This is a genomic window from Pseudomonas sp. LPH60 (assembly GCF_030718165.1).
In the GTDB taxonomy this organism is placed as follows: Bacteria; Pseudomonadota; Gammaproteobacteria; order Pseudomonadales; family Pseudomonadaceae; genus Aquipseudomonas; species Aquipseudomonas danubii.
The window spans coordinates 234,844-252,340 of the sequence record NZ_JAVAJH010000008.1 but is presented as its reverse complement, the minus strand read 5'-3'; the positions used below and the strand labels follow the sequence as shown (position 1 = coordinate 252,340).

16 protein-coding genes are annotated in these 17,497 nt (G+C 53.8%); all 16 read right to left on the bottom strand.

Annotated features, from left to right (window positions below):
* Positions 1 to 391 precede the first annotated feature (391 nt).
* The 16 genes from Q8O96_RS26410 to Q8O96_RS26335 all read right to left on the bottom strand — a co-directional run bounded on the left by Q8O96_RS26410 (position 392) and on the right by Q8O96_RS26335 (position 17,484).
* Positions 392 to 1,489, bottom strand: a complete 1,098-nt coding sequence (locus Q8O96_RS26410) for a DegT/DnrJ/EryC1/StrS aminotransferase family protein (protein WP_305949722.1) — start codon at positions 1,487 to 1,489, stop codon at positions 392 to 394.
* A complete protein-coding gene (locus tag Q8O96_RS26405) occupies positions 1,486 to 1,848 on the bottom strand; it encodes an FdtA/QdtA family cupin domain-containing protein (protein WP_102865317.1) in 363 nt (120 codons plus the stop codon). Before Q8O96_RS26405 ends, Q8O96_RS26410 begins: the two co-directional genes overlap by 4 nt.
* Positions 1,848 to 2,780: a glycosyl transferase gene (locus tag Q8O96_RS26400; protein ID WP_102865318.1), complete on the bottom strand. Its 933-nt coding sequence runs from the start codon at positions 2,778 to 2,780 to the stop codon at positions 1,848 to 1,850. The genes Q8O96_RS26405 and Q8O96_RS26400 overlap by 1 nt, the downstream gene beginning before the upstream one ends.
* Positions 2,781 to 2,901: 121 nt before the next feature.
* Entirely contained in the window at positions 2,902 to 3,708 is an 807-nt protein-coding gene (locus Q8O96_RS26395; protein WP_102865319.1) for a methyltransferase, TIGR04325 family, read from the bottom strand.
* Positions 3,705 to 4,601 carry a glycosyltransferase family A protein gene (locus Q8O96_RS26390; protein WP_305949721.1) on the bottom strand — a complete coding sequence of 299 codons (897 nt, stop codon included), beginning with the start codon at positions 4,599 to 4,601 and terminating at the stop codon, positions 3,705 to 3,707. Before Q8O96_RS26390 ends, Q8O96_RS26395 begins: the two co-directional genes overlap by 4 nt.
* Before the next feature lies 1 nt (position 4,602).
* Entirely contained in the window at positions 4,603 to 5,280 is a 678-nt protein-coding gene (locus Q8O96_RS26385; RefSeq protein WP_102865320.1) for an FkbM family methyltransferase, read from the bottom strand.
* Positions 5,277 to 6,608, bottom strand: coding sequence for a flippase (locus Q8O96_RS26380; protein ID WP_180988633.1), 1,332 nt, complete (start codon positions 6,606 to 6,608; stop codon positions 5,277 to 5,279). Before Q8O96_RS26380 ends, Q8O96_RS26385 begins: the two co-directional genes overlap by 4 nt.
* Positions 6,609 to 6,625: 17 nt before the next feature.
* On the bottom strand, positions 6,626 to 7,948 hold the full coding sequence (locus Q8O96_RS26375) for a UDP-glucose/GDP-mannose dehydrogenase family protein (protein WP_102865322.1): 1,323 nt from the start codon (positions 7,946 to 7,948) through the stop codon (positions 6,626 to 6,628).
* A gap of 549 nt (positions 7,949 to 8,497) precedes the next feature.
* Complete coding sequence (gene ppa / locus Q8O96_RS26370) at positions 8,498 to 9,025, bottom strand: inorganic diphosphatase (RefSeq protein ID WP_011063696.1); 528 nt, start codon at positions 9,023 to 9,025, stop codon at positions 8,498 to 8,500.
* A gap of 239 nt (positions 9,026 to 9,264) precedes the next feature.
* Complete coding sequence (locus Q8O96_RS26365) at positions 9,265 to 10,077, bottom strand: zinc-dependent peptidase (protein ID WP_305949720.1); 813 nt, start codon at positions 10,075 to 10,077, stop codon at positions 9,265 to 9,267.
* A 5-nt stretch (positions 10,078 to 10,082) separates the two neighbouring features.
* Positions 10,083 to 10,739 (bottom strand): DedA family protein, encoded by a 657-nt coding sequence (locus Q8O96_RS26360; protein ID WP_102865324.1) that lies wholly within the window; start codon positions 10,737 to 10,739, stop codon positions 10,083 to 10,085.
* 237 nt (positions 10,740 to 10,976) lie between these two features.
* A complete protein-coding gene (locus Q8O96_RS26355; protein ID WP_102865325.1) occupies positions 10,977 to 11,435 on the bottom strand; it encodes an N-acetyltransferase in 459 nt (152 codons plus the stop codon).
* Positions 11,436 to 11,541: 106 nt separating this feature from the next.
* Complete coding sequence (eutC, locus tag Q8O96_RS26350; RefSeq protein ID WP_102865326.1) at positions 11,542 to 12,366, bottom strand: ethanolamine ammonia-lyase subunit EutC; 825 nt, start codon at positions 12,364 to 12,366, stop codon at positions 11,542 to 11,544.
* Positions 12,367 to 12,377: 11 nt separating this feature from the next.
* On the bottom strand, positions 12,378 to 13,772 hold the full coding sequence (locus Q8O96_RS26345) for an ethanolamine ammonia-lyase subunit EutB (RefSeq protein WP_102865327.1): 1,395 nt from the start codon (positions 13,770 to 13,772) through the stop codon (positions 12,378 to 12,380).
* Between the two features lie 51 nt (positions 13,773 to 13,823).
* Positions 13,824 to 16,019, bottom strand: a complete 2,196-nt coding sequence (locus Q8O96_RS26340) for an ethanolamine ammonia-lyase (protein WP_305949719.1) — start codon at positions 16,017 to 16,019, stop codon at positions 13,824 to 13,826.
* A 28-nt stretch (positions 16,020 to 16,047) separates the two neighbouring features.
* Positions 16,048 to 17,484: an ethanolamine ammonia-lyase reactivating factor EutA gene (locus tag Q8O96_RS26335; RefSeq protein WP_207166620.1), complete on the bottom strand. Its 1,437-nt coding sequence runs from the start codon at positions 17,482 to 17,484 to the stop codon at positions 16,048 to 16,050.
* Positions 17,485 to 17,497 lie beyond the last annotated feature (13 nt).

The following is a 17,497-nucleotide window of genomic DNA, read 5'->3' as shown; positions in this document are numbered from 1 at the left end:
CAGGAATATGGCCAAGCATCCTATCAGGGCTGAGTTGCGAGTATTGGTGCAATTGTAAATGGTGCTGGAAACTTACAGTTGGAGCTCTTATTAATCTTTTTTTGTTTCGTTCTGAACGTAAGTTGTAGGGGATGAGTTGATGTTATGTAAATGGTGTCGGGGTTGTCAGTGGGTTTTAAAATTTGGTGGTTCAGGTGTTTTTTTGGGGGATGGTGTTGATTGAAAAGTAATTGTTCAAAAAATGATGGTATTTTGGTGTGTCACTTTAAATCTTATTGGGTTTTGTATGAGTGTGTTTTTGGGTGTTGAACAGGAAAGTGTTTAAAAGGTGAGCTGGCCAAACAAGAGCTGGTCTGTGTTTGGCGCATAGGTGCTCTGTTGTTTTCTGAGCTTACCCGTGCTCGGCAATAAAACTATTCGCAGTTTTACATACGAAAAGAATATCTTCCTTAGTATGGAAGAAAGAGATGGGCAAGCTTAATGTGGTTTTGTGTATTTGCTCGGATATGGGGAAGCTACCGCTAATAATTCCCTTCATGGCAACCTGGTCGATAGGGGGGATCGGATAGTGAATTTCGGTCCCTACGCCATGCTCTAAGAGATAGTTTTTCAGCTTGTCGCGATGGGGGTGTCTTATATTGAAGATATGGAATACATCTCCAAAGTCTTCATTGCGAAGAGGCTTGATGAATTCCTTGTCAAGATGGGTGAAGTATGTTTCAGCCAGAGCCTGTTTATGTTTGTTTATTTTCTCTAGTGACTTGAGTTTTATATTCAGGAACGCAGCTTGTAATTCATCAAGTCTGGAGTTGTAGCCCACTAATTCATTATGGTATTTTTTTACAGATCCATAGTTTCTTAGTTTTTTTATGACGCTATCTAGAGCCTCATTGGCACTTATAACAGCTCCAGCGTCACCCAGCGCTCCCAGGTTTTTAGTAGGGTAGAAGCTGAAACAACCGAAGTCTCCAAAGGTGCCTGTTATCTTGCCCTTATAGGTCGAGCCGTGAGACTGAGCGCAATCTTCAATAAGGCGTAGTTCATGCTTTTTGCAGATATCTAGAATTGGATCCATATCGCAGGATTTGCCATATAAGTGTACAACCAAAATGGCTCGAGTTCGTTGTGTAATATGGGCTTCGATTTTACCAGGATCTATATTGTAAGAGTAAAGGCAGGGTTCAACCAATATAGGCTTCAATCCAAGGCGCACAATCGCGATAATGGTTGCAATATAGGTATTTGCTGGAACGATGACTTCATCTCCGGCTTGGAGGTCTAGTGCTTGCAGTGCAAGAACTAATGCATCAAGGCCGTTGGCGACACCAGTACAGTAATCCGCACTCAAATATTCAGCAAAAGCTGACTCGAATTGAGCGACATTCTTTCCTAGTACGTACCATCCACTTTCGAGCACTTGTTTGAAGGCGCTTTCATACTCCGTGAAGAAAGAAGCGTTCAGACGACCTAGATTTTCATATTCGATCATGGATATTTCTCATCAATATAGTCAGATGAATCATAAAGCTCAGAAGCTAGGACCAGTAAAGTCGCTGATGTGGTGAAATCTTGCATTGTATGCCAGTCTTTTGCATCCAAAAGCAAACATTGGTCAGGACTATCTAAAGTGTAGGTCCTTTTATCAGTTCCATCATCTACAAAAATTTTACAACTACCACCCAGGCAGATCAGCGCTTGTTTAGTAGTTTTATGACGGTGTCCGCCACGCTGACCTACAACATTGTAAATGTAATAAATTCGCTTTACTGAGAATGGTATCTGTTTTTCTATTACTGATAGAGATCCTCGTGCATCAGTAAATGTTGGGATAACTATCAGTTTGGCCATTATCTATAAAACCAGTTGATTAAATGAATATTATAACACCCGGTTATTTTTTGTCGCAACTTTCGTGCGAGGCTCCTCCAGTCATTGGGAGCGGGCCTGGTGATGGATAGGCTGCCAGTGGCTGACGTCTTGGTTTGAATTGACTGCTCAATTTGCATGAGATGCTTTACGTATGGCTGGTATACCATTTTTTTGGTTTTTTCGGAGAGTCTATACCCCCCAAGATCAACCTTCTGATCTGGTAGGATTTTAAATCCATGAAAGTGGAAAAAGACCAAGTCGAATGCTTGCTGTGTAGTCAACTCAGTGCCTGTTACCTGTTGATCAGTAAGAGTAAAGGCATATTGTTGTACATTCCAAGGGGCCACACCACCACCTAAATGGTAGAGCACATGAACCTCCTCGAAGCGTTCCGTCCAGTCGTCCAGATACTTCTGATCGCCGAAGCGCCCATCTTCGAACCTATCGAAACACCACTCTAGGCATGCTTCTGCCCACCAGCGAAGGGCTTTCATCCCTGCTTTTGTGGATTTGAAGGTCATGAATTGAACGCAGTATTTTCCACTGGTAGTCTCTTGATTGTATATCTCTGTGTAGCGGTGTTCCGTGATTAGGACGGAGTTGTTCTGCATCTCATCAATGAGAACGACTGGATTTGAAAAGAAATATAGATCTGCATCCAGATAGGTGCAGTTTTCTAAATTATAATGCTCTAGTGCATGCAGGATAGTAAAGGGAGTGCATGTCCAACAGTATTCACCTGGGCTACGCTCTTTCTTGACTGAGAGCAGCGCCTCGGTTTCAAACTCCTCTAGGGATACTATCGTTACGTTAGGAAGATTTTCGTTTGAAAGGTATTCGTAGGATAGTTTGTCAAATGCGAATATGAATAAATGAAAAGTCTGGCAGTTGACGCTCAAGGATTCATACATGGCAAGTCCTCGAGACATGTATCGAGAGTCAAATAATGTGCAAAAATTATACATGTTGCTATCCCTGAGGCTTTGGTTTTTCTTGGGTGTTTACGTTTGGGTGCAAGTTGATGGCTGAAAGTTAAGCGATTTTTTCAGCAAAGATCCCCATGTACTCACCGCCTTTGATGTCACCGTCAATATGTGTAGGGAAACATTCTAGGATTTTATAATTGTGGCTTTTCAAATAGCTGATTATCTTGTCAAGGTCGAGTATGCGACAGGGGTAGCTCGCTGAGTATATAGATGGATGTACCCGCTGTACTTTGATTATGTCTCGACCATTTTTTCCCATGGGGGTTCGATCAATCAAAACGAAGGGGGGGGCAACCGAGAGTAACCGTTCAAGCCACTCGTACGGCTCAGGTAGATAGTGCAGGACACTCGAGAGTAAAATTACATTTGGTTGATGCGCGCTGATACTTTCTTCAATGGTTTTATGAAAGCAAAGACTCTGGTCTTCAAGGTGTTCTGAACCGAAGCTTGTAAAATGTTCCTGCTCAACAATTGACCAATGTGTCTTCAGTCCAGAGATAAACAGTCGATTGTTGAAATAGCTACTGCCCAGGCTGCCCCCGAAGTCCAGCACATTCAGTTCGCCGGAGGAGCGAGCGGCAACATGCATTAGACAGGCCAGCGACTCCCAAGAGTATTGGGGGGACTCGAAAAGTACAGAGTCACGTTCACAAAAATACTCTCCACTCTTCACTTTAAGTGCGGCCTGTTTAACACTCTCAAAGATGGGACCTGCGGCGTAGCCGTCCTTGCATTCGTCTTCAGCTTCTTGCCAGGATGGGTAGTCTCCCATAAAGCCGAAACGTGAGCTTTTAATCGCTCTGTATGCGCTAAGAATTATTGGCGGTAGAAACTGCTTTATAATTTTCTTCATCGTATTCTCCGCATAATTGCACGAATGGCTCGGCGAAAAAAACTCGGTCTGGTGGAGTAGAAGTATTCCGTTATTCGAGTCCGGGCGACTGTATTCTCTTTTGTACTATTCAATGACAACGGGGGGTAATGTTTCAAAATGTCGGCATCAAAATGATTAGTTGTTTCAGAATGAGTGCCTGAGCCATCATTGCCAATATTATGGACGAATGATTGTGATGGATAAAGTGTAACCATTCCTCTTAGGAATGCAGATGCATACCAGCGTATAGCCCAGGAGTTATTTTTACCCTCCACTTGATCTTGAAGCATTTTTGTATATTTGTAGCCTCCTGAGAAGTCAAAATCCGCTTTGTCAGGGGCGTTATTAATTTGTTCTAGTAACAAGTTTCCATCGGCTTCAAAGTGTTGCCAGGCACGGTCCCAGGTTGCCCAGCCCCAGCAGTCTGCTCCCTTTATGAAAAAATAATTAGGCAGGTTTTTATTGTTTATCGGATAAATGTAGCCATGAATACTCGCGACCTCAGAGTGCTCTTGGTACATTTCAAGAGCGTCATTCATGTAGTTAAGAAAGTATGGGCTTGTAACTAAATCATCTTCTAAGATGATAGCTCGTTTGTATGTTTTTAGTGTCTCGCTAACACCGTCAATAATGGAGTTGGCGAGGCCGAAATTTGACTTTCGATGAATGATGGTGATTGACTGAAAACCATCTATTTTTGTGAGGTAAAGTCGAACCTTTAATACGTCCTCTGCACTTTGTTTGTTTTTTGCTGCGTCCGAGTAAATTATCAAGTCTGTTTTGGGAGCTAGCTTGTTAAGCTTTAATGAATCTATCGTGACTTGGAGATGATGGATGCGGTTATATACGAACAAAATAACAGGTGCGTACACATTAACCTCGAGCGTCGATAAAGATTAAGCTGTTACCTGTTTTTGCATAAAATTTATAGTCCAGATCCTGGAGGTATTGATATATGCGGTCTTTGAAAAATACTACTTCTTGGGAAAGAGACTCGGCAACTACAATTTTGGGGCGATATTTTTCCCAGTTGTTGGATTGCAGAACTTCAAGATCAAGACCTTCAACATCTACTGATAAAAAGTCAATTTTTCCATTGTAGCCGCTATCTTCGATAATGGAGGAAAGTGGGCTAACTTGAATTTTCCTTTTTTCAATAAGTCTGTATCCGTGGAAGCCGTCTCTTTTCTTAGCGAGAGCTTCGTCGAAAGTGTTCAGCGCAGGGTCATTAAACATATAATACATTAAGTGGCCTTCTGTGCTTGAGACACCTTTCTCGATAATGGTATCTCGTTTTCTCCAACGACTGAATTCTTCACCTACTCCAGGCAATGGGTCAATGCAGAGTCCACTCCAGCCTTTCTTGTAGAAGAAGTATGTATTTGAAAAGCGGAATGGGTGATGGCAACCTACTTCAAGATAAAATCCTTTATTTTTTTTCTCTAAAAGTCTGTCGATAATTAAATCTTCCCCCTCTTGTGCGTATGAGTTATTTGAGTAGTAGTGGCGATTAAAGATGCCTTTTATGATGCTCTTTAGTTTTTTTTTCATGATTTTTCCGAATGTCGAATCCCTAGTTGCATAAGGAATATTTTAGGATCAAATATGGCGGTTAGGAGAACTGCTGAGATGGAATAAGAAGCTACTGCTGCAATCGCGGCTCCTGTCATACCCAGTATCGGTATCAGAATCCAGTTAGAGGTTACAGAAATGGCGCCACCAATAAGTGTAGAGTAAAGCGACAGCATTGATCTTCTTTCATTTACAATCCATAGGCTGCGTGCGACTCCGAGAAAAACGGGTATGATTGTAAATATATGAATGCTAAGTATCGCAGCGGCGTCTTTATATGTCGGGCCGTAGAGTGCAGTAATTATGAAGGGTGATAGTGCTGATACTGCTATTGCAATTGTTACACTGCAGGCCAAAAAATATCTGAATATACTTAGAAGTGTATTGTTGTATGCTTCAGCGCTTTCTATTTTTTTCTTCGATATAAATGGAAGTAGAACGATACTCAGCGTCGTTGGTATGACATGCCACAAAGTAGATAGTGGGAGCATGGCGGAGTAAAGTCCAAGAGCCTCGGCTCCGAGGGAGTTTTTAATCATTAACTGGTCTATTCTCATGTAGGTCATGATGGATAGCCCGCTAATGATAAAAGGCCATGATTCTCGAAGGATTCTACGAGCACACTTTTTTGTTGCCAGCCATCTATTCTTTTTTGCAGATTTTTTGTAAATTATATAAAGGCCAATAGCGGTAAACGCCATATCTAGCGCGATAGCTGCTGCAAAAGCTTCCAAGGGTGCTTCGTATAATATTAGTGCAATCTTCGTGCTACTTGATAGTAAGTAGGCAATCATTTTTGCAACTACGGTTTTTCGATTTTGATTTTGACTTTGAAACCATAGATCTATTGTGTCGGCAGCTTGAAAGACTAAAACCGAGCCTGCTAGAGTTGCTAGTAGGACTATACGCTCGTGGAGTCCGTTCGTTACAATTAAGAACGCAATTATAGTTAGCCAACATAGAAGCCCAACTACCAGTCTCAGAACAAAAATTGTGCCAAGTATCTCGCCTGCATCGGAGCTTTTATGAGATATATCCCTAACTACGATGGATTCCGCACCTAAGCTTGCTATGGCTTGAAAGAATGCAATCAAAGTAATGGTATAAGAAAGCTCTCCAAGTTCAGTTGGTCCTAAGTAGCGCGCAACCCATGCACTAACAAACAATCCAAGTAGGAGGCGAAGGCCTTTGTCAAGTAGAAGCCAGCCGCTATTGTAAGCTATAACTTGTAAGTCGGCCCTAAGCTGTAGTTTTTTTAGAACAGATTTAGGTGTGAGCTTATGCAATAATAAAGTTAACTTATTCACGGAATTTATAGTCTGTACTAACGACCAATTGCATAATATTCAAAGCCCAAGCCCCCTATTCTTGTCGGTTCGTATAAGTTCCGACCATCAAAAATAACCGGCTGACTAAGTTTCGCTGAAATCAGCCCGAAATCGGGAGCTTTAAACGCCTGCCACTCAGTAATGATTACCAAGGCATCCGCTCCCTCCAGTGCCGCCTCTTTGCTTAGGCATAGGCGAAGGTCGGCCCTGTCTTGATAAATCCGCTGCGCCTCACTCATTGCTTCTGGGTCGAACGCTTGAACAATAGCTCCGGCTGCCCATAGCGCTTCCATCAATACTCTGCTGGGAGCTTCGCGCATGTCGTCGGTATTGGGCTTGAAGCTCAGACCCCAAAGCGCAAAGACCTTACCTTTTAGCTCACCCTTAAAATGGTTGAGTATTTTTTGGTATAAGACGCGCTTTTGTTCGTTATTACGATGCTCGACAGCTTTGAGAACCCTTGCGTCGAAATCTATGGATTCAGCGGTTCGAACCAGGGCTTGGACATCTTTGGGGAAGCAGGAGCCGCCATAACCTGCACCTGGATATATAAACTGATAGCCGATGCGCGGGTCGGAACCGATGCCTTGGCGAACCATTTCAATATCAGCGCCCAGTCTTTCCGCCAAGTTGGCCATTTCGTTCATGAAGCTGATTTTTGTCGCAAGCATGCAGTTGGCTGCGTATTTCGTCAGCTCCGCGCTGCGAACGTCCATGATAATGATTTTTTCATGGTTGCGGTTGAAGGGCGCATAGAGTTCGCGCATGGCATCTTCAGCGCGTTTGCTCGCCGTTCCAATCACAATACGATCAGGACGCATGCAGTCTGCTACCGCAGAACCTTCTTTCAGAAACTCTGGGTTTGAAACAACATCGAAACCAAGATCAGCTCTGTTGCGTTTGGAGAGGGCTGTGGCAACACACGCCCCCACTTTGTCAGCTGTACCTACAGGTACGGTCGACTTGTTGATGATAATTTTCGAGTTTTGCATGTTTGTCGCGATGGTTTCAGCTACCGTCAGGACGTATTTGAGGTCGGCTGAGCCATCCTCGTCGGGAGGTGTACCTACCGCGATGAACTGGATATCACCATGCATCACACCTTCGGCTGCATCAGTCGTGAACTGTAGGCGACCAGCCGCGTAGTTATTTGTTACTAGGGCCTCTAGACCCGGTTCATAGATCGGAATCTTTCCTTTTTTCAGGTTTTCGATTCTATTTTGATCAACATCAACGCACACCACATGATGTCCCACTTCAGCCAACACAGCTCCTTGGACAAGCCCAACATAGCCCGTGCCGAAAACGGTGACATTCATAAATAATCCTTTCTTAGAAAAACTGCAGATATGACCTGTAGCAGGGGGTGCTAGGTAGTGCTCGGTGTTTTTTGCCCCGTACCTTGTTGGTTCCAGACCTTTTTGTGCATAGGCTATCAGGGAGATTTTAGAATTGGGTAGGATTATTTCGGTGTAATTAAAAAGCCGGCTTGTGGCCGGCTTCTCGGGGACTGGCTTGGTTCATTTTTGGTAAACCGCACCAGCCTTCAAAACGTACACCCAGCTCTTGCGGCTGGCTGTGGGACTGGGCAGGAAAGTCATCCGCTTCGTCGGGCGATCTGACCGCAGGGAGGGTCGATGCGCAAATGTGGGGCGCAGCATACGCATATTCGCCGGCAATTCCCAGTGCGAAGCGCTATCCAGAGGCCCTGGGGACGAAAATAGTGCGTGGGAATTTGTTGCCGGGTGCGTGTTTGGTGCGGCCTTGTTGGCTGGCAGGACGATTGTGATGGGGGAACAGGTACGAAAAAGCCCCGATCACTCGGGGCTTTCTCTTGAAGCTTGTCGCTCGAAGCTTAACGCTGCTTCTCAGCCTTTATAGGCGGCAACCGACTTCAGGATCTCGGCGCGGGCTGCATCGGCATTGCCCCAACCGTCGATCTTCACCCACTTGCCTTTTTCGAGGTCTTTGTAGTTCTCGAAGAAGTGCTTGATCTGTTCCAGCAGCAGGGCTGGCAGGTCGGTGTATTCCTTCACGTCGACATACAGCTGGGACAGCTTGTCGTGAGGAACCGCGATCACTTTGGCGTCGCCGCCGCCGTCGTCGGTCATGTTCAGGATGCCCACTGGGCGAGCACGGATCACCGAGCCTGGCGCTACTGGGTACGGGGTCACGACCAGCACGTCGAGGGGGTCGCCGTCGTCAGCCAGGGTGTTGGGGATAAAGCCGTAGTTGGCCGGGTAGAACATGGGGGTGGCCATGAAACGGTCAACGAACAGGCAGTCGCTGTCTTTGTCGATTTCGTACTTGATCGGCGCGTGGTTGGCCGGGATTTCGATAGCGACGTAGATGTCGTTCGGCAGGTCTTTGCCCGCCGGAATCTTGCTGTAGCTCATTGGGCGTTGCCCCCGTTAGTTGACCAAATGACTTGGCCGGATTGACCAAAAAGTGGCGGCGATTATAGACACACTCCGCAACCGTTGCTACGTGCCAAGGGTCGTAGAACCTTGGTTGTACTGTCTCGCAGACATGTTCGGGCGAGCCTTGCGACCGGCGGTTTTGCCATCGGTCGGCAGGCGGTGCAGTGGTCTTTCAACTGGCCTTCAGATGAACAACGTATCGGCGCGACAGGACATTAGTGATGCGTTTGATAGACCGGATCTTCAGCTTGAAGTTGCTGCAGTCGGGCCAATGGATTCTGCCGATAAAACAGCTGCAACTGTTCATAGACTTTCGGATAGGCCGCCACGAGCAAGTCCGGGGCACTGAAGAAGTATTCGCTGGTGACGGCGAAGAACTCCGCCGGGTTTTCCGCCGCGTAGGGATCGATGGCGGTTTCGGCGTCCGGATCATGGTCGAGCTGGCGGTTGAGATCGTCGTAGGCACTTTGCATCACCTGCGCCCAGTCGCTGACTCGCATGTCGCTGTGCAGCGGCGGCAGGCCATTGGCGTCGCCGTTGAGCATGTCCAGCTTGTGGGCCAGTTCGTGGATCACCAGGTTGTAGGCTTCCCAGCCGCCGCTGGCTTGCACCCCGGGCCAGGCAAGGATGATCGGCCCCTGTTGCCAGGCTTCGCCGCTGTGCTCGCCGTCCCATTCATGCTCGATACCGCTGGCATCGCGGTGGCGCTGGGGGCTGAGGAAGTCGTCGGGATAAAGAATGATTTCATGGAAGCCCTGGTACCAGTTCAGGTCGCCCAGGTGCAGCAATGGCAGTTGCGCCTGGGCTGCCAGCAACAGGCGTTGTTCCTGATGCAGCTGCACGCCGGGCAGGGCGGTGAGGTGCTTGTCATCGAGAAACAGCACGCTGGCTTCCCTGAGCCACTGGTCCTCGGCAACGCTGAGGCCGTCGAGGAAGGGCAGGTGCTGGCGCACCCGCTGCCAGGTTTCATCGCTGACCGGGTGCTTGGCCAGCCGGCGCTTGCGGCGCCAGGCACTGAGGGACCACATGGTGTTTAGCGGGTTTCGGCTTTTTCAGCGCTGCGGCCGAAGCGGCTGCGCAGCACGCCAATGATCATCGGCACCAGGGACAGCAGGATGATGGCCACCACCAGCAACGACAGGTTTTTCTTGATGAACGGTACGTTGCCGAAGAAGTAGCCCAGGGTCACCAGGCCGCCGACCCAGAGGATGGTACCGATCACGCTGAAAGCGAAGAATCGTGGGTAGGGCATGCGGGCCACGCCAGCGACGAACGGTGCGAAGGTGCGGATGATCGGCAGGAAGCGCGCCAGGGTTACGGTCTTGCCACCGTGTTTTTCATAAAAATCATGGGTTTTCTGCAGGTAGTCGCGACGGAAGATCTTCGAATTGGGATTGCTGAACAACCGTTCGCCCGCGGTTCGCCCGATCACGTAATTGGTGCTGTCACCGAGGATCGCCGCCAGCATCAGCAGGCCCCCCAGCAGCACCGGGTCCATGCCGCCGCCCGCAGCGACTGCGCCGGCGATGAACAGCAAGGAGTCCCCGGGCAGGAACGGCGTCACCACCAGGCCGGTTTCACAGAAAATCACCAGAAACAGGATGGCGTAGATCCAGGTCCCGTAGTTTTTCACCAGCATGTCGAGGTAAACGTCGAGATGAAGGATTAGGTCGATCGGGTTGAAATCCATGGGGGCACCTGTGGTGACAGCCTGGCTCGGCAGGCCTGTGCGATGACTCGGAGAAAGGGACTACAAGGACGTGTAGCTTTTCTTACGCGCCGAAAAGGGCGGCCATTATAAAGGCAGAGAGGTGAAATGCGTGTTCAGATTGTAGCGGGGCGTTTCGGCGTGCAAAGCGCGGCAGGCCCCCTGGGATCATCCCCGGCCTGAGGGACTAAAGCGGCCCGCAGGCCGCTGTTGGTGAGATCAGCTATCGCTGAGAGGCAGGACGTAGTTCTTGAACTCGCTGTCTTCGCGAAAGCCCATGGACTCGTAGGTTTTCTGCGCCACGGCGTTGTTGCTGCTGGTGGACACACGCAGGCGGACGGCGTTGGTTTCCTTGGCCATCTTCTTTGCGGTGCGCATCAGGTTGTCGGCCACCAACTGGCGCCGGGCATCTTCAGCGACGTAGATGTCGTTGAGAATCCATACGCGCTTGAGCGACAGGGAGGAGAAGCTTGGGTACAGCTGGCAAAAACCCAGCAATTTGTTGCTGTCATCATCGGCCAGGGCCAGGTAGATCACCGATTCCTTGCGGCGCAGGCGCTTTTCCAGAAAGGCCCGGGACGAATCCGGATAGGGCAGGGCGCCATAGAACTCGCGGTATTTGACGAATAACGGGGTCAACAGATCCAGGTGCTCGAGGGTTGCTTGAGTAATCCGCATGGTGGCTCTCAACTTCAAGTGGATGTGACGGCACAGGTTGGATGACTCGGGCAGCCGTGTTCCGATGCTGCCCAAAGCGGAAAAAAAGCGCAATCGTCTTGCAAAATCACGCTTGGGGCGGCCCCAGAAGGAAGTTGCCCTTCATGTCTGCCGTTGAGTCGCTGTCCAGAGTCTGCACTTGCGCTTCGTCTTTGAGGTTTACTCCCGACAATTGCCGGCGGCAGGCTTCACGCATCAAGTACAGCAGGCGATGGGCGGCCATGCCATAGCTCAGGCCTTCCAGGCGCACATTGGAGATGCAGTTGCGATAGGCATCGGTGAGCCCGACTTTCGGCTGGTAGGTGAAGTACAACCCCAGGCTATCGGGAGAACTGAGCCCGGGACGCTCACCGATCAGGATCACAGTCATCTTCGCCCCCAGCAGTTCGCCAATCTCGTCGGCCACCGCTACCCGACCCTGTTCCACCAGGATCACCGGCGACAGCGACCAGCCTTCGGCGGCGGTCTGTTCCTCCATGCGCGCCAGAAAGGGCAGGGTGTGGCGATGCACCGCCAGGGCCGACAGACCATCGGCCACCACCACCGCCAGGTCGACCCCACCGGGATGGGCGCTGGCGTAGTCGCGCAGGCTCTGGGCCGATTCATCACTGAGCCGGCGCCCCAGGTCGGGGCGTTGCAGGTAGCTGTGGCGATCGGTAGCGGCGCTATGGAGCAGCAGGCTGTCACGGCCGCGCTCGGCCAGTTGGGCGCTCAGGCCGGCGTGGTCGAAGGGCAGGTGCACGGCATCCCGGGCCTGGGCGTGGGCGAATTGGAAATCCAGTTGGGCACCGGTCGGCAGGCTGGTGCCGGTGCGGCCCAGGGCAATGCGCGCGGGGGTCAGGCGGCGCAGTTCCAGCCAGGGATTTTGCGAGTCGGTCGGATGTTTTTGCATGTGCCTGTTCCTTATCCCAGCTGGGCCAGTGCCTGGCGGAAAGCCGGTGGCAGGTTGTTGCCGAAATGCACCTTGCCGTCGGCCTGGGTGAAGATACCGGTCCTGGCTAGCCATTGTTCGAACTCAGGGGCAGGTTTCAGGCCCAGGGTCTGGCGAGCATAGAGTGCGTCGTGGAAGGACGTGGTCTGGTAGTTGAGCATGATGTCGTCGGAGCCGGGGATGCCCATGATGAAGTTGATCCCGGCCACGCCCAGCAGGGTCAGCAGGTTGTCCATGTCATCCTGATCGGCTTCGGCGTGGTTGGTGTAGCAGATGTCGCAACCCATGGGCACGCCCAGCAACTTGCCGCAGAAGTGGTCCTCAAGGCCGGCGCGGATGATCTGCTTGCCGTTGTACAGGTATTCCGGGCCGATGAAACCGACCACGGTGTTGACCAGGAACGGCTTGAAGTGCCGGGCCACGGCGTAGGCGCGGGTTTCACAGGTTTGCTGGTCGATGCCGAAGTGGGCGTTGGCCGAGAGGGCGCTGCCCTGGCCGGTCTCGAAGTACATCAGGTTCTGCCCGAGGGTGCCGCGGTTCAGGCTCAGGCCTGCTTCGTAGCCTTCCTGGAGCACGTTGAGGTTGATGCCGAAGCTGGCGTTGGCGGCTTCGGTGCCGGCAATCGATTGGAACACCAGATCCAGGGGCACGCCGCGATTGATGGCCTCGATGGAGGTGGTGACGTGGGTCAGCACGCAAGCCTGGGTCGGGATCTCGTAGCGCTGGATGATGGCGTCGAGCATTTCCAGCATGGCGCAGATCGAGGCGATGCTGTCAGTGGCCGGGTTGATGCCGATCATCGCATCGCCGTTGCCGTACAGCAGGCCGTCGAGAATGCTCGCGGCAATGCCCGCTGGCTCGTCGGTGGGGTGGTTGGGTTGCAGGCGGGTGGACAGGCGCCCGCGCAGGCCCAGGGTGCCGCGAAACTGTGTCACCACGCGAATCTTCTGCGCCACCAGGATCAGGTCCTGCACGCGCATGATCTTCGACACCGCGGCAGCCATTTCCGGGGTCAGGCCCGGCGCCAGGGCACGCAGGCTCTGCTCGTCGGCGGCGTCACTGAGCAGCCAATCGCGAAAACCGCCAACGGTGAGGTGGCTGACGGTGGCGAAGGCCTGCTTGTCATGGCTGTCGATAATCAGCCGGGTGACTTCGTCGGACTCATAGGGAATCAGCACTTCTTCGAGAAAGTGCTTGAGGGGGATATCCGCCAGGGTCATCTGGGCAGCGACCCGTTCGCCGTCGTTGAGGGCGGCGACACCGGCTAGAAAATCTCCGGAACGGGCCGGGCTGGCCTTGGCCATGACTTCCTTGAGGCTGTCGAAGCGATAGGTCTGAGAACCTACGCTGTGGGAAAATTGGGCCATCTCAGTCTCCGTTTCAACGATGTAGGGGCGTTGCCGAGTGCTGGCGGATCATCAGGATGCCACCTTCTTCAGCAGGTTTTCCAGACGGTTTCCGGCAGCCCGGTGGTGGAGGATGGCAAAGGCCTTTTCCGCCACTAGGCTGCCGCCTTCCAGCGGTGGCAGGCCACCGCTGTAGATGTTCGAAATCACGGTGTATTCGTAGCGAATGTCCGGATTGCCGCTGAACTGGGCGGCGGCGCGGCGTGCCTGGTCGTCCGGCAGGCGGTAGCCCAGGTAGGCGGACATGCTGCGCGAGGCCAGGGCATCGCCGCCGGGACGCTCGCCAATCAGCACGATGATCAGTTGCGGTTGCAGGGCTTCACCCACCGACTCCGCCAGCTTGACCCGGCCATAGGGCGCGAGGATCGGCTGGCCGATGCGCAGCTCGCGACTCTGCAGACCGTCCAGCAGCACCGGCAGCAGCTCGGGAATGTTGTGGTGGATGGCCTCGGCGCTGAGGCCGTCGGAAATCACGATCTGCACGTCGTTGTATTCCGGTTGCAGGCGCCGTAGCACCTCCTCGGTCAGCCGCGCGCCCAACTCCGGGTCCTGCAGGTGGGCCAGCTTGTCCGGGGCGGCAGTGCGCAGTTCCCGCAGGGGAATGGCGGCGATTTCGGCAGGGCGCAGGTCGACGTAGATCGCCTCTCGGGCCACCGCGAGGTTGGCGCGCACGGTCCGCGATACCGCGTTGGCCGGGCGTGGGCCGGCGTTGTCGAAGCCGTAGGTGGCCGGGGTGGACTCCAGCAGGCGCTGGAAATCGATGTCCGACTCACAGAAAATCCGCGGGTTGCCCCAGTTCGGTCCGCGTTCCACGTTGCCGTGGGCGTCCTCCTGGAAAATCCCCTTGCCCAGGGCCCAGCGCAGGTATTCCGGGGCCGGCGCCAGGTCATGGACTTCGCGCAGGGTCTGGTTGTCGTGGGCGCTGGTGTCGAAGTAGGCGAGCATGCGGTCGGTGCTCAGGTACACGTCCATGAAGAAGTTGGCACCGGCGGCGGTCAGCAATTCGGTGGCCATTTGCTGGCCTTCCACGGTCACCTGGGAGTGCAGGGTGTAGCAGGGCGCCATGCCCATGGGCAGCCCCAGCAGCTTGCCCATGAACTGGTCCTGCAGGCAGGAATAGGTCATCTCGAAGTTGTCGAGGTGGGTTTCCGGGCCGATGAAACCGGTGACGTTGTTCACCATGTACGGCCGATAGCGCCGGGCCAGTCCGTAGCACAGGGCTTCGCAGGTGGTCATGTCGATGCCTTCGTGCTTGCCGTAGGTCAGCTCGCTGCCCTGGCCGGTCTCGAAGTACATGAAGTTTTCTGCAACATCGCGCAGCGGGCCGCGCTCGGTCATGGTCTGCCAGGCCTGATCCAGCAACTGCACGGTGACGTCGAACTCGTCGGTCAGGGTGCGTTCGGTGCCGGCCAGGCTCTGGAACATGATTTCCACTGGCGCGCCCTGGTCGAGGCAGGCCAGTTGGGTCTTGATGTGGGAGAGCACGCAGATCTGCGTCGGCGCTCCGGTTTCCCTACGCAATTTATCCAGGTGGCGCAGGGTGGCGCTGATGTTGTCCACGGTGTCGATGGCCGGGTTAAGGCCGATCAGCGCGTCCCCCGAGCCCATGCTCAGGCCGGTGTAGACCAGCAGCGTGATGCCGCTGAGGTTGTCGGTGGGATGGTTGGGCTGTAGCCGCGACGACAGAGTACCGGGCAGGCCCACCAGGGTCCGGGCCTTGGCCGCCGCGCCGCTCTTGAGCTTTTTCGACAGCAGGATCAGTTCATGCACGTCCAGCAGCTTGGCCAGGGCCGCCACCATGACCCCGGTCAGGGCCGTGCCGATACGGCGTATTTCAGTGCCATGGCTGCGCAGCAGGCGATCTTTCAGGGCGCCCAGGGTCAGGTCGGCGATTTCGCCAAAGACGCTGTGGTCGATGTCGTAGTTGACCTGCATGACGCTGTCGATGCGGCCGTGGCGATCGGTCAGTGGATGCTGGAAGTAGTGATCCAGGGTCAGTTCTGAGAGCACCTTGCGCGCCGCCTCGCGGGTGATTTCATCAGCCGCCGCGAGCCCTGCCACCCGGTCCCCGGCCTTGCTGATGTCGGCGGCGCCGAGCACCGCCTTGAGGCTGGCGAAGCCTATCTCGCGGTCCAGCACCCGGGTGCTGTAGGCCCGTTCGGCAAGCGCTTCGGGAAGGCGGATGTGCTGCAGTGCGGTGAGTGACATGGCAAGACGCTCCTTGGCCGGCATCGGCTCAGTGCACGCCGTAGAAGGCGACGGGCACGATGTGCTGGTGGGGTTTTCCCAGGTTGATGAAGTGTGCCGAACGCTCGCGTACTTCATCGATGACGATCAGGTTGCAAGATCTGCGCCCCCAATCCGTGGCGTAGTTGCCCAGGACCTTGCCGACGTTGCTTTCCAACAGCAGCACCAGCGGCCAGTCCGGGGCGGGTCGTGCCTGCTCCAGGGCGCGGGCCAGGCGTGCGCCCAGCTGTCGGATGTCCTCCAGTCGTGGCGCCTGGCCGTTGTCGAGCAATTGCAGGCAAGCGCCGTCGCAACTGCTCAGTGCCAGGGCCAGGGCGTCGTCCAGTTGCTGCTCGGTGGCATCCATGGGCAGCCGGGCGACGATGGGCAGGTCCTTGAGGGGCAGCACCTCGGGCTGGGGCAGAAACAGGGTGCTGCCGGAAATCTCGGTGTTGTGCAGGGTCAGGCCGTAGACCGTGGCCCGGCCGCGGTTTTCCGGCACCAGCCGGGTGGCCGCCTGCACCAGTCGCGGTTGGCGGGCAATGGCCAGGGCCAGATCGATGCCCAGATCGCCGTAATAGGTGGTGCCGGGCATGGGTTCGCCTTGCAGGTGGCGATAGAGCAGCTCGCCCACACCACCGGAAAAAGTCAGGGCCGGGTCGGCATTGCGTGCAGGGAGGATCAGCGGCAGTTGCTCGGTCAGTTGGCCCAGCGGGCCGGCAAAGAAGTGGCGATCACCTTCGGCAATGGCGACCAGGGCATCGATGTACCAATTGACCACCGCCTCCAGCTCGGAACGCTCCAGGACCTGTCCGGGATGCTTGCGGATTGCCAGGTGATCGAGCAGTGCCTGACCGAACTCCGAAACGCCGCTGAGACGATAACTGCCCGGCTCGAACTGCAAGTGCCGGGCACCGATGAAATGGCAGCCGCTGGCCAGGACGTTGCCATCCAGGCCCCAGGCCGCGTTGGTGGTGCCCCCGCCGATATCCAGGTTGAGTATCGGTTGCCGAGCGTGGAAGCGGCTCAGCGCCGAACAGCTGCCCATGAAGGCCAGCCAGGACTCCAGCCCGCCGTCGTCGGCGCGCGTGATCAGGGCGTTGCCGATCAATTGGCCGACCAGTTGCGCCAGGGCCTGGGCGTTGTGCCGCCGCGCCGCCAGACCGGTGATGATCACGCCACCGGAAAACAGCTGTTGCGGGCTTACGCCGGCCTGTTCGAGCCAGGTTTCGATCAGGGACCGGATCGCGGCTTCATCGATGACCTGGCCCTTGAACGGGGTGAACACCGGCTCGCCACGAAACAGTACCCGTGGCTCGTTGAGGGCCATGCGTCCGGTGATGCAGTGGCTGCTCAGGCTGGCCTGGGCGATCAGCGCGCTGCTGGTGGTGGACCCGAAGTCCAGCCCCAGCAGCAGTACCGATGCGCCGCCCGTGATGGCTTGCATGCAGGCGTTCCTC

What these genes read in the sequence shown, in the direction of transcription:
- Q8O96_RS26410 (WP_305949722.1), bottom strand. Translation starts at nt 1,489, where the DNA reads ATGATCGAATATGAAAATCTAGGTCGTCTGAACGCTTCTTTCTTCACG.
- Q8O96_RS26365 (WP_305949720.1), bottom strand. Translation starts at nt 10,077, where the DNA reads ATGTGGTCCCTCAGTGCCTGGCGCCGCAAGCGCCGGCTGGCCAAGCAC.
- Q8O96_RS26400 (WP_102865318.1), bottom strand. Translation starts at nt 2,780, where the DNA reads ATGTATGAATCCTTGAGCGTCAACTGCCAGACTTTTCATTTATTCATA.
- Q8O96_RS26405 (WP_102865317.1), bottom strand. Translation starts at nt 1,848, where the DNA reads ATGGCCAAACTGATAGTTATCCCAACATTTACTGATGCACGAGGATCT.
- Q8O96_RS26395 (WP_102865319.1), bottom strand. Translation starts at nt 3,708, where the DNA reads ATGAAGAAAATTATAAAGCAGTTTCTACCGCCAATAATTCTTAGCGCA.
- Q8O96_RS26345 (WP_102865327.1), bottom strand. Translation starts at nt 13,772, where the DNA reads ATGGCCCAATTTTCCCACAGCGTAGGTTCTCAGACCTATCGCTTCGAC.
- ppa (WP_011063696.1), bottom strand. Translation starts at nt 9,025, where the DNA reads ATGAGCTACAGCAAGATTCCGGCGGGCAAAGACCTGCCGAACGACATC.
- Q8O96_RS26360 (WP_102865324.1), bottom strand. Translation starts at nt 10,739, where the DNA reads ATGGATTTCAACCCGATCGACCTAATCCTTCATCTCGACGTTTACCTC.
- Q8O96_RS26355 (WP_102865325.1), bottom strand. Translation starts at nt 11,435, where the DNA reads ATGCGGATTACTCAAGCAACCCTCGAGCACCTGGATCTGTTGACCCCG.
- Q8O96_RS26375 (WP_102865322.1), bottom strand. Translation starts at nt 7,948, where the DNA reads ATGAATGTCACCGTTTTCGGCACGGGCTATGTTGGGCTTGTCCAAGGA.
- Q8O96_RS26340 (WP_305949719.1), bottom strand. Translation starts at nt 16,019, where the DNA reads ATGTCACTCACCGCACTGCAGCACATCCGCCTTCCCGAAGCGCTTGCC.
- eutC (WP_102865326.1), bottom strand. Translation starts at nt 12,366, where the DNA reads ATGCAAAAACATCCGACCGACTCGCAAAATCCCTGGCTGGAACTGCGC.
- Q8O96_RS26385 (WP_102865320.1), bottom strand. Translation starts at nt 5,280, where the DNA reads ATGAAAAAAAAACTAAAGAGCATCATAAAAGGCATCTTTAATCGCCAC.
- Q8O96_RS26335 (WP_207166620.1), bottom strand. Translation starts at nt 17,484, where the DNA reads ATGCAAGCCATCACGGGCGGCGCATCGGTACTGCTGCTGGGGCTGGAC.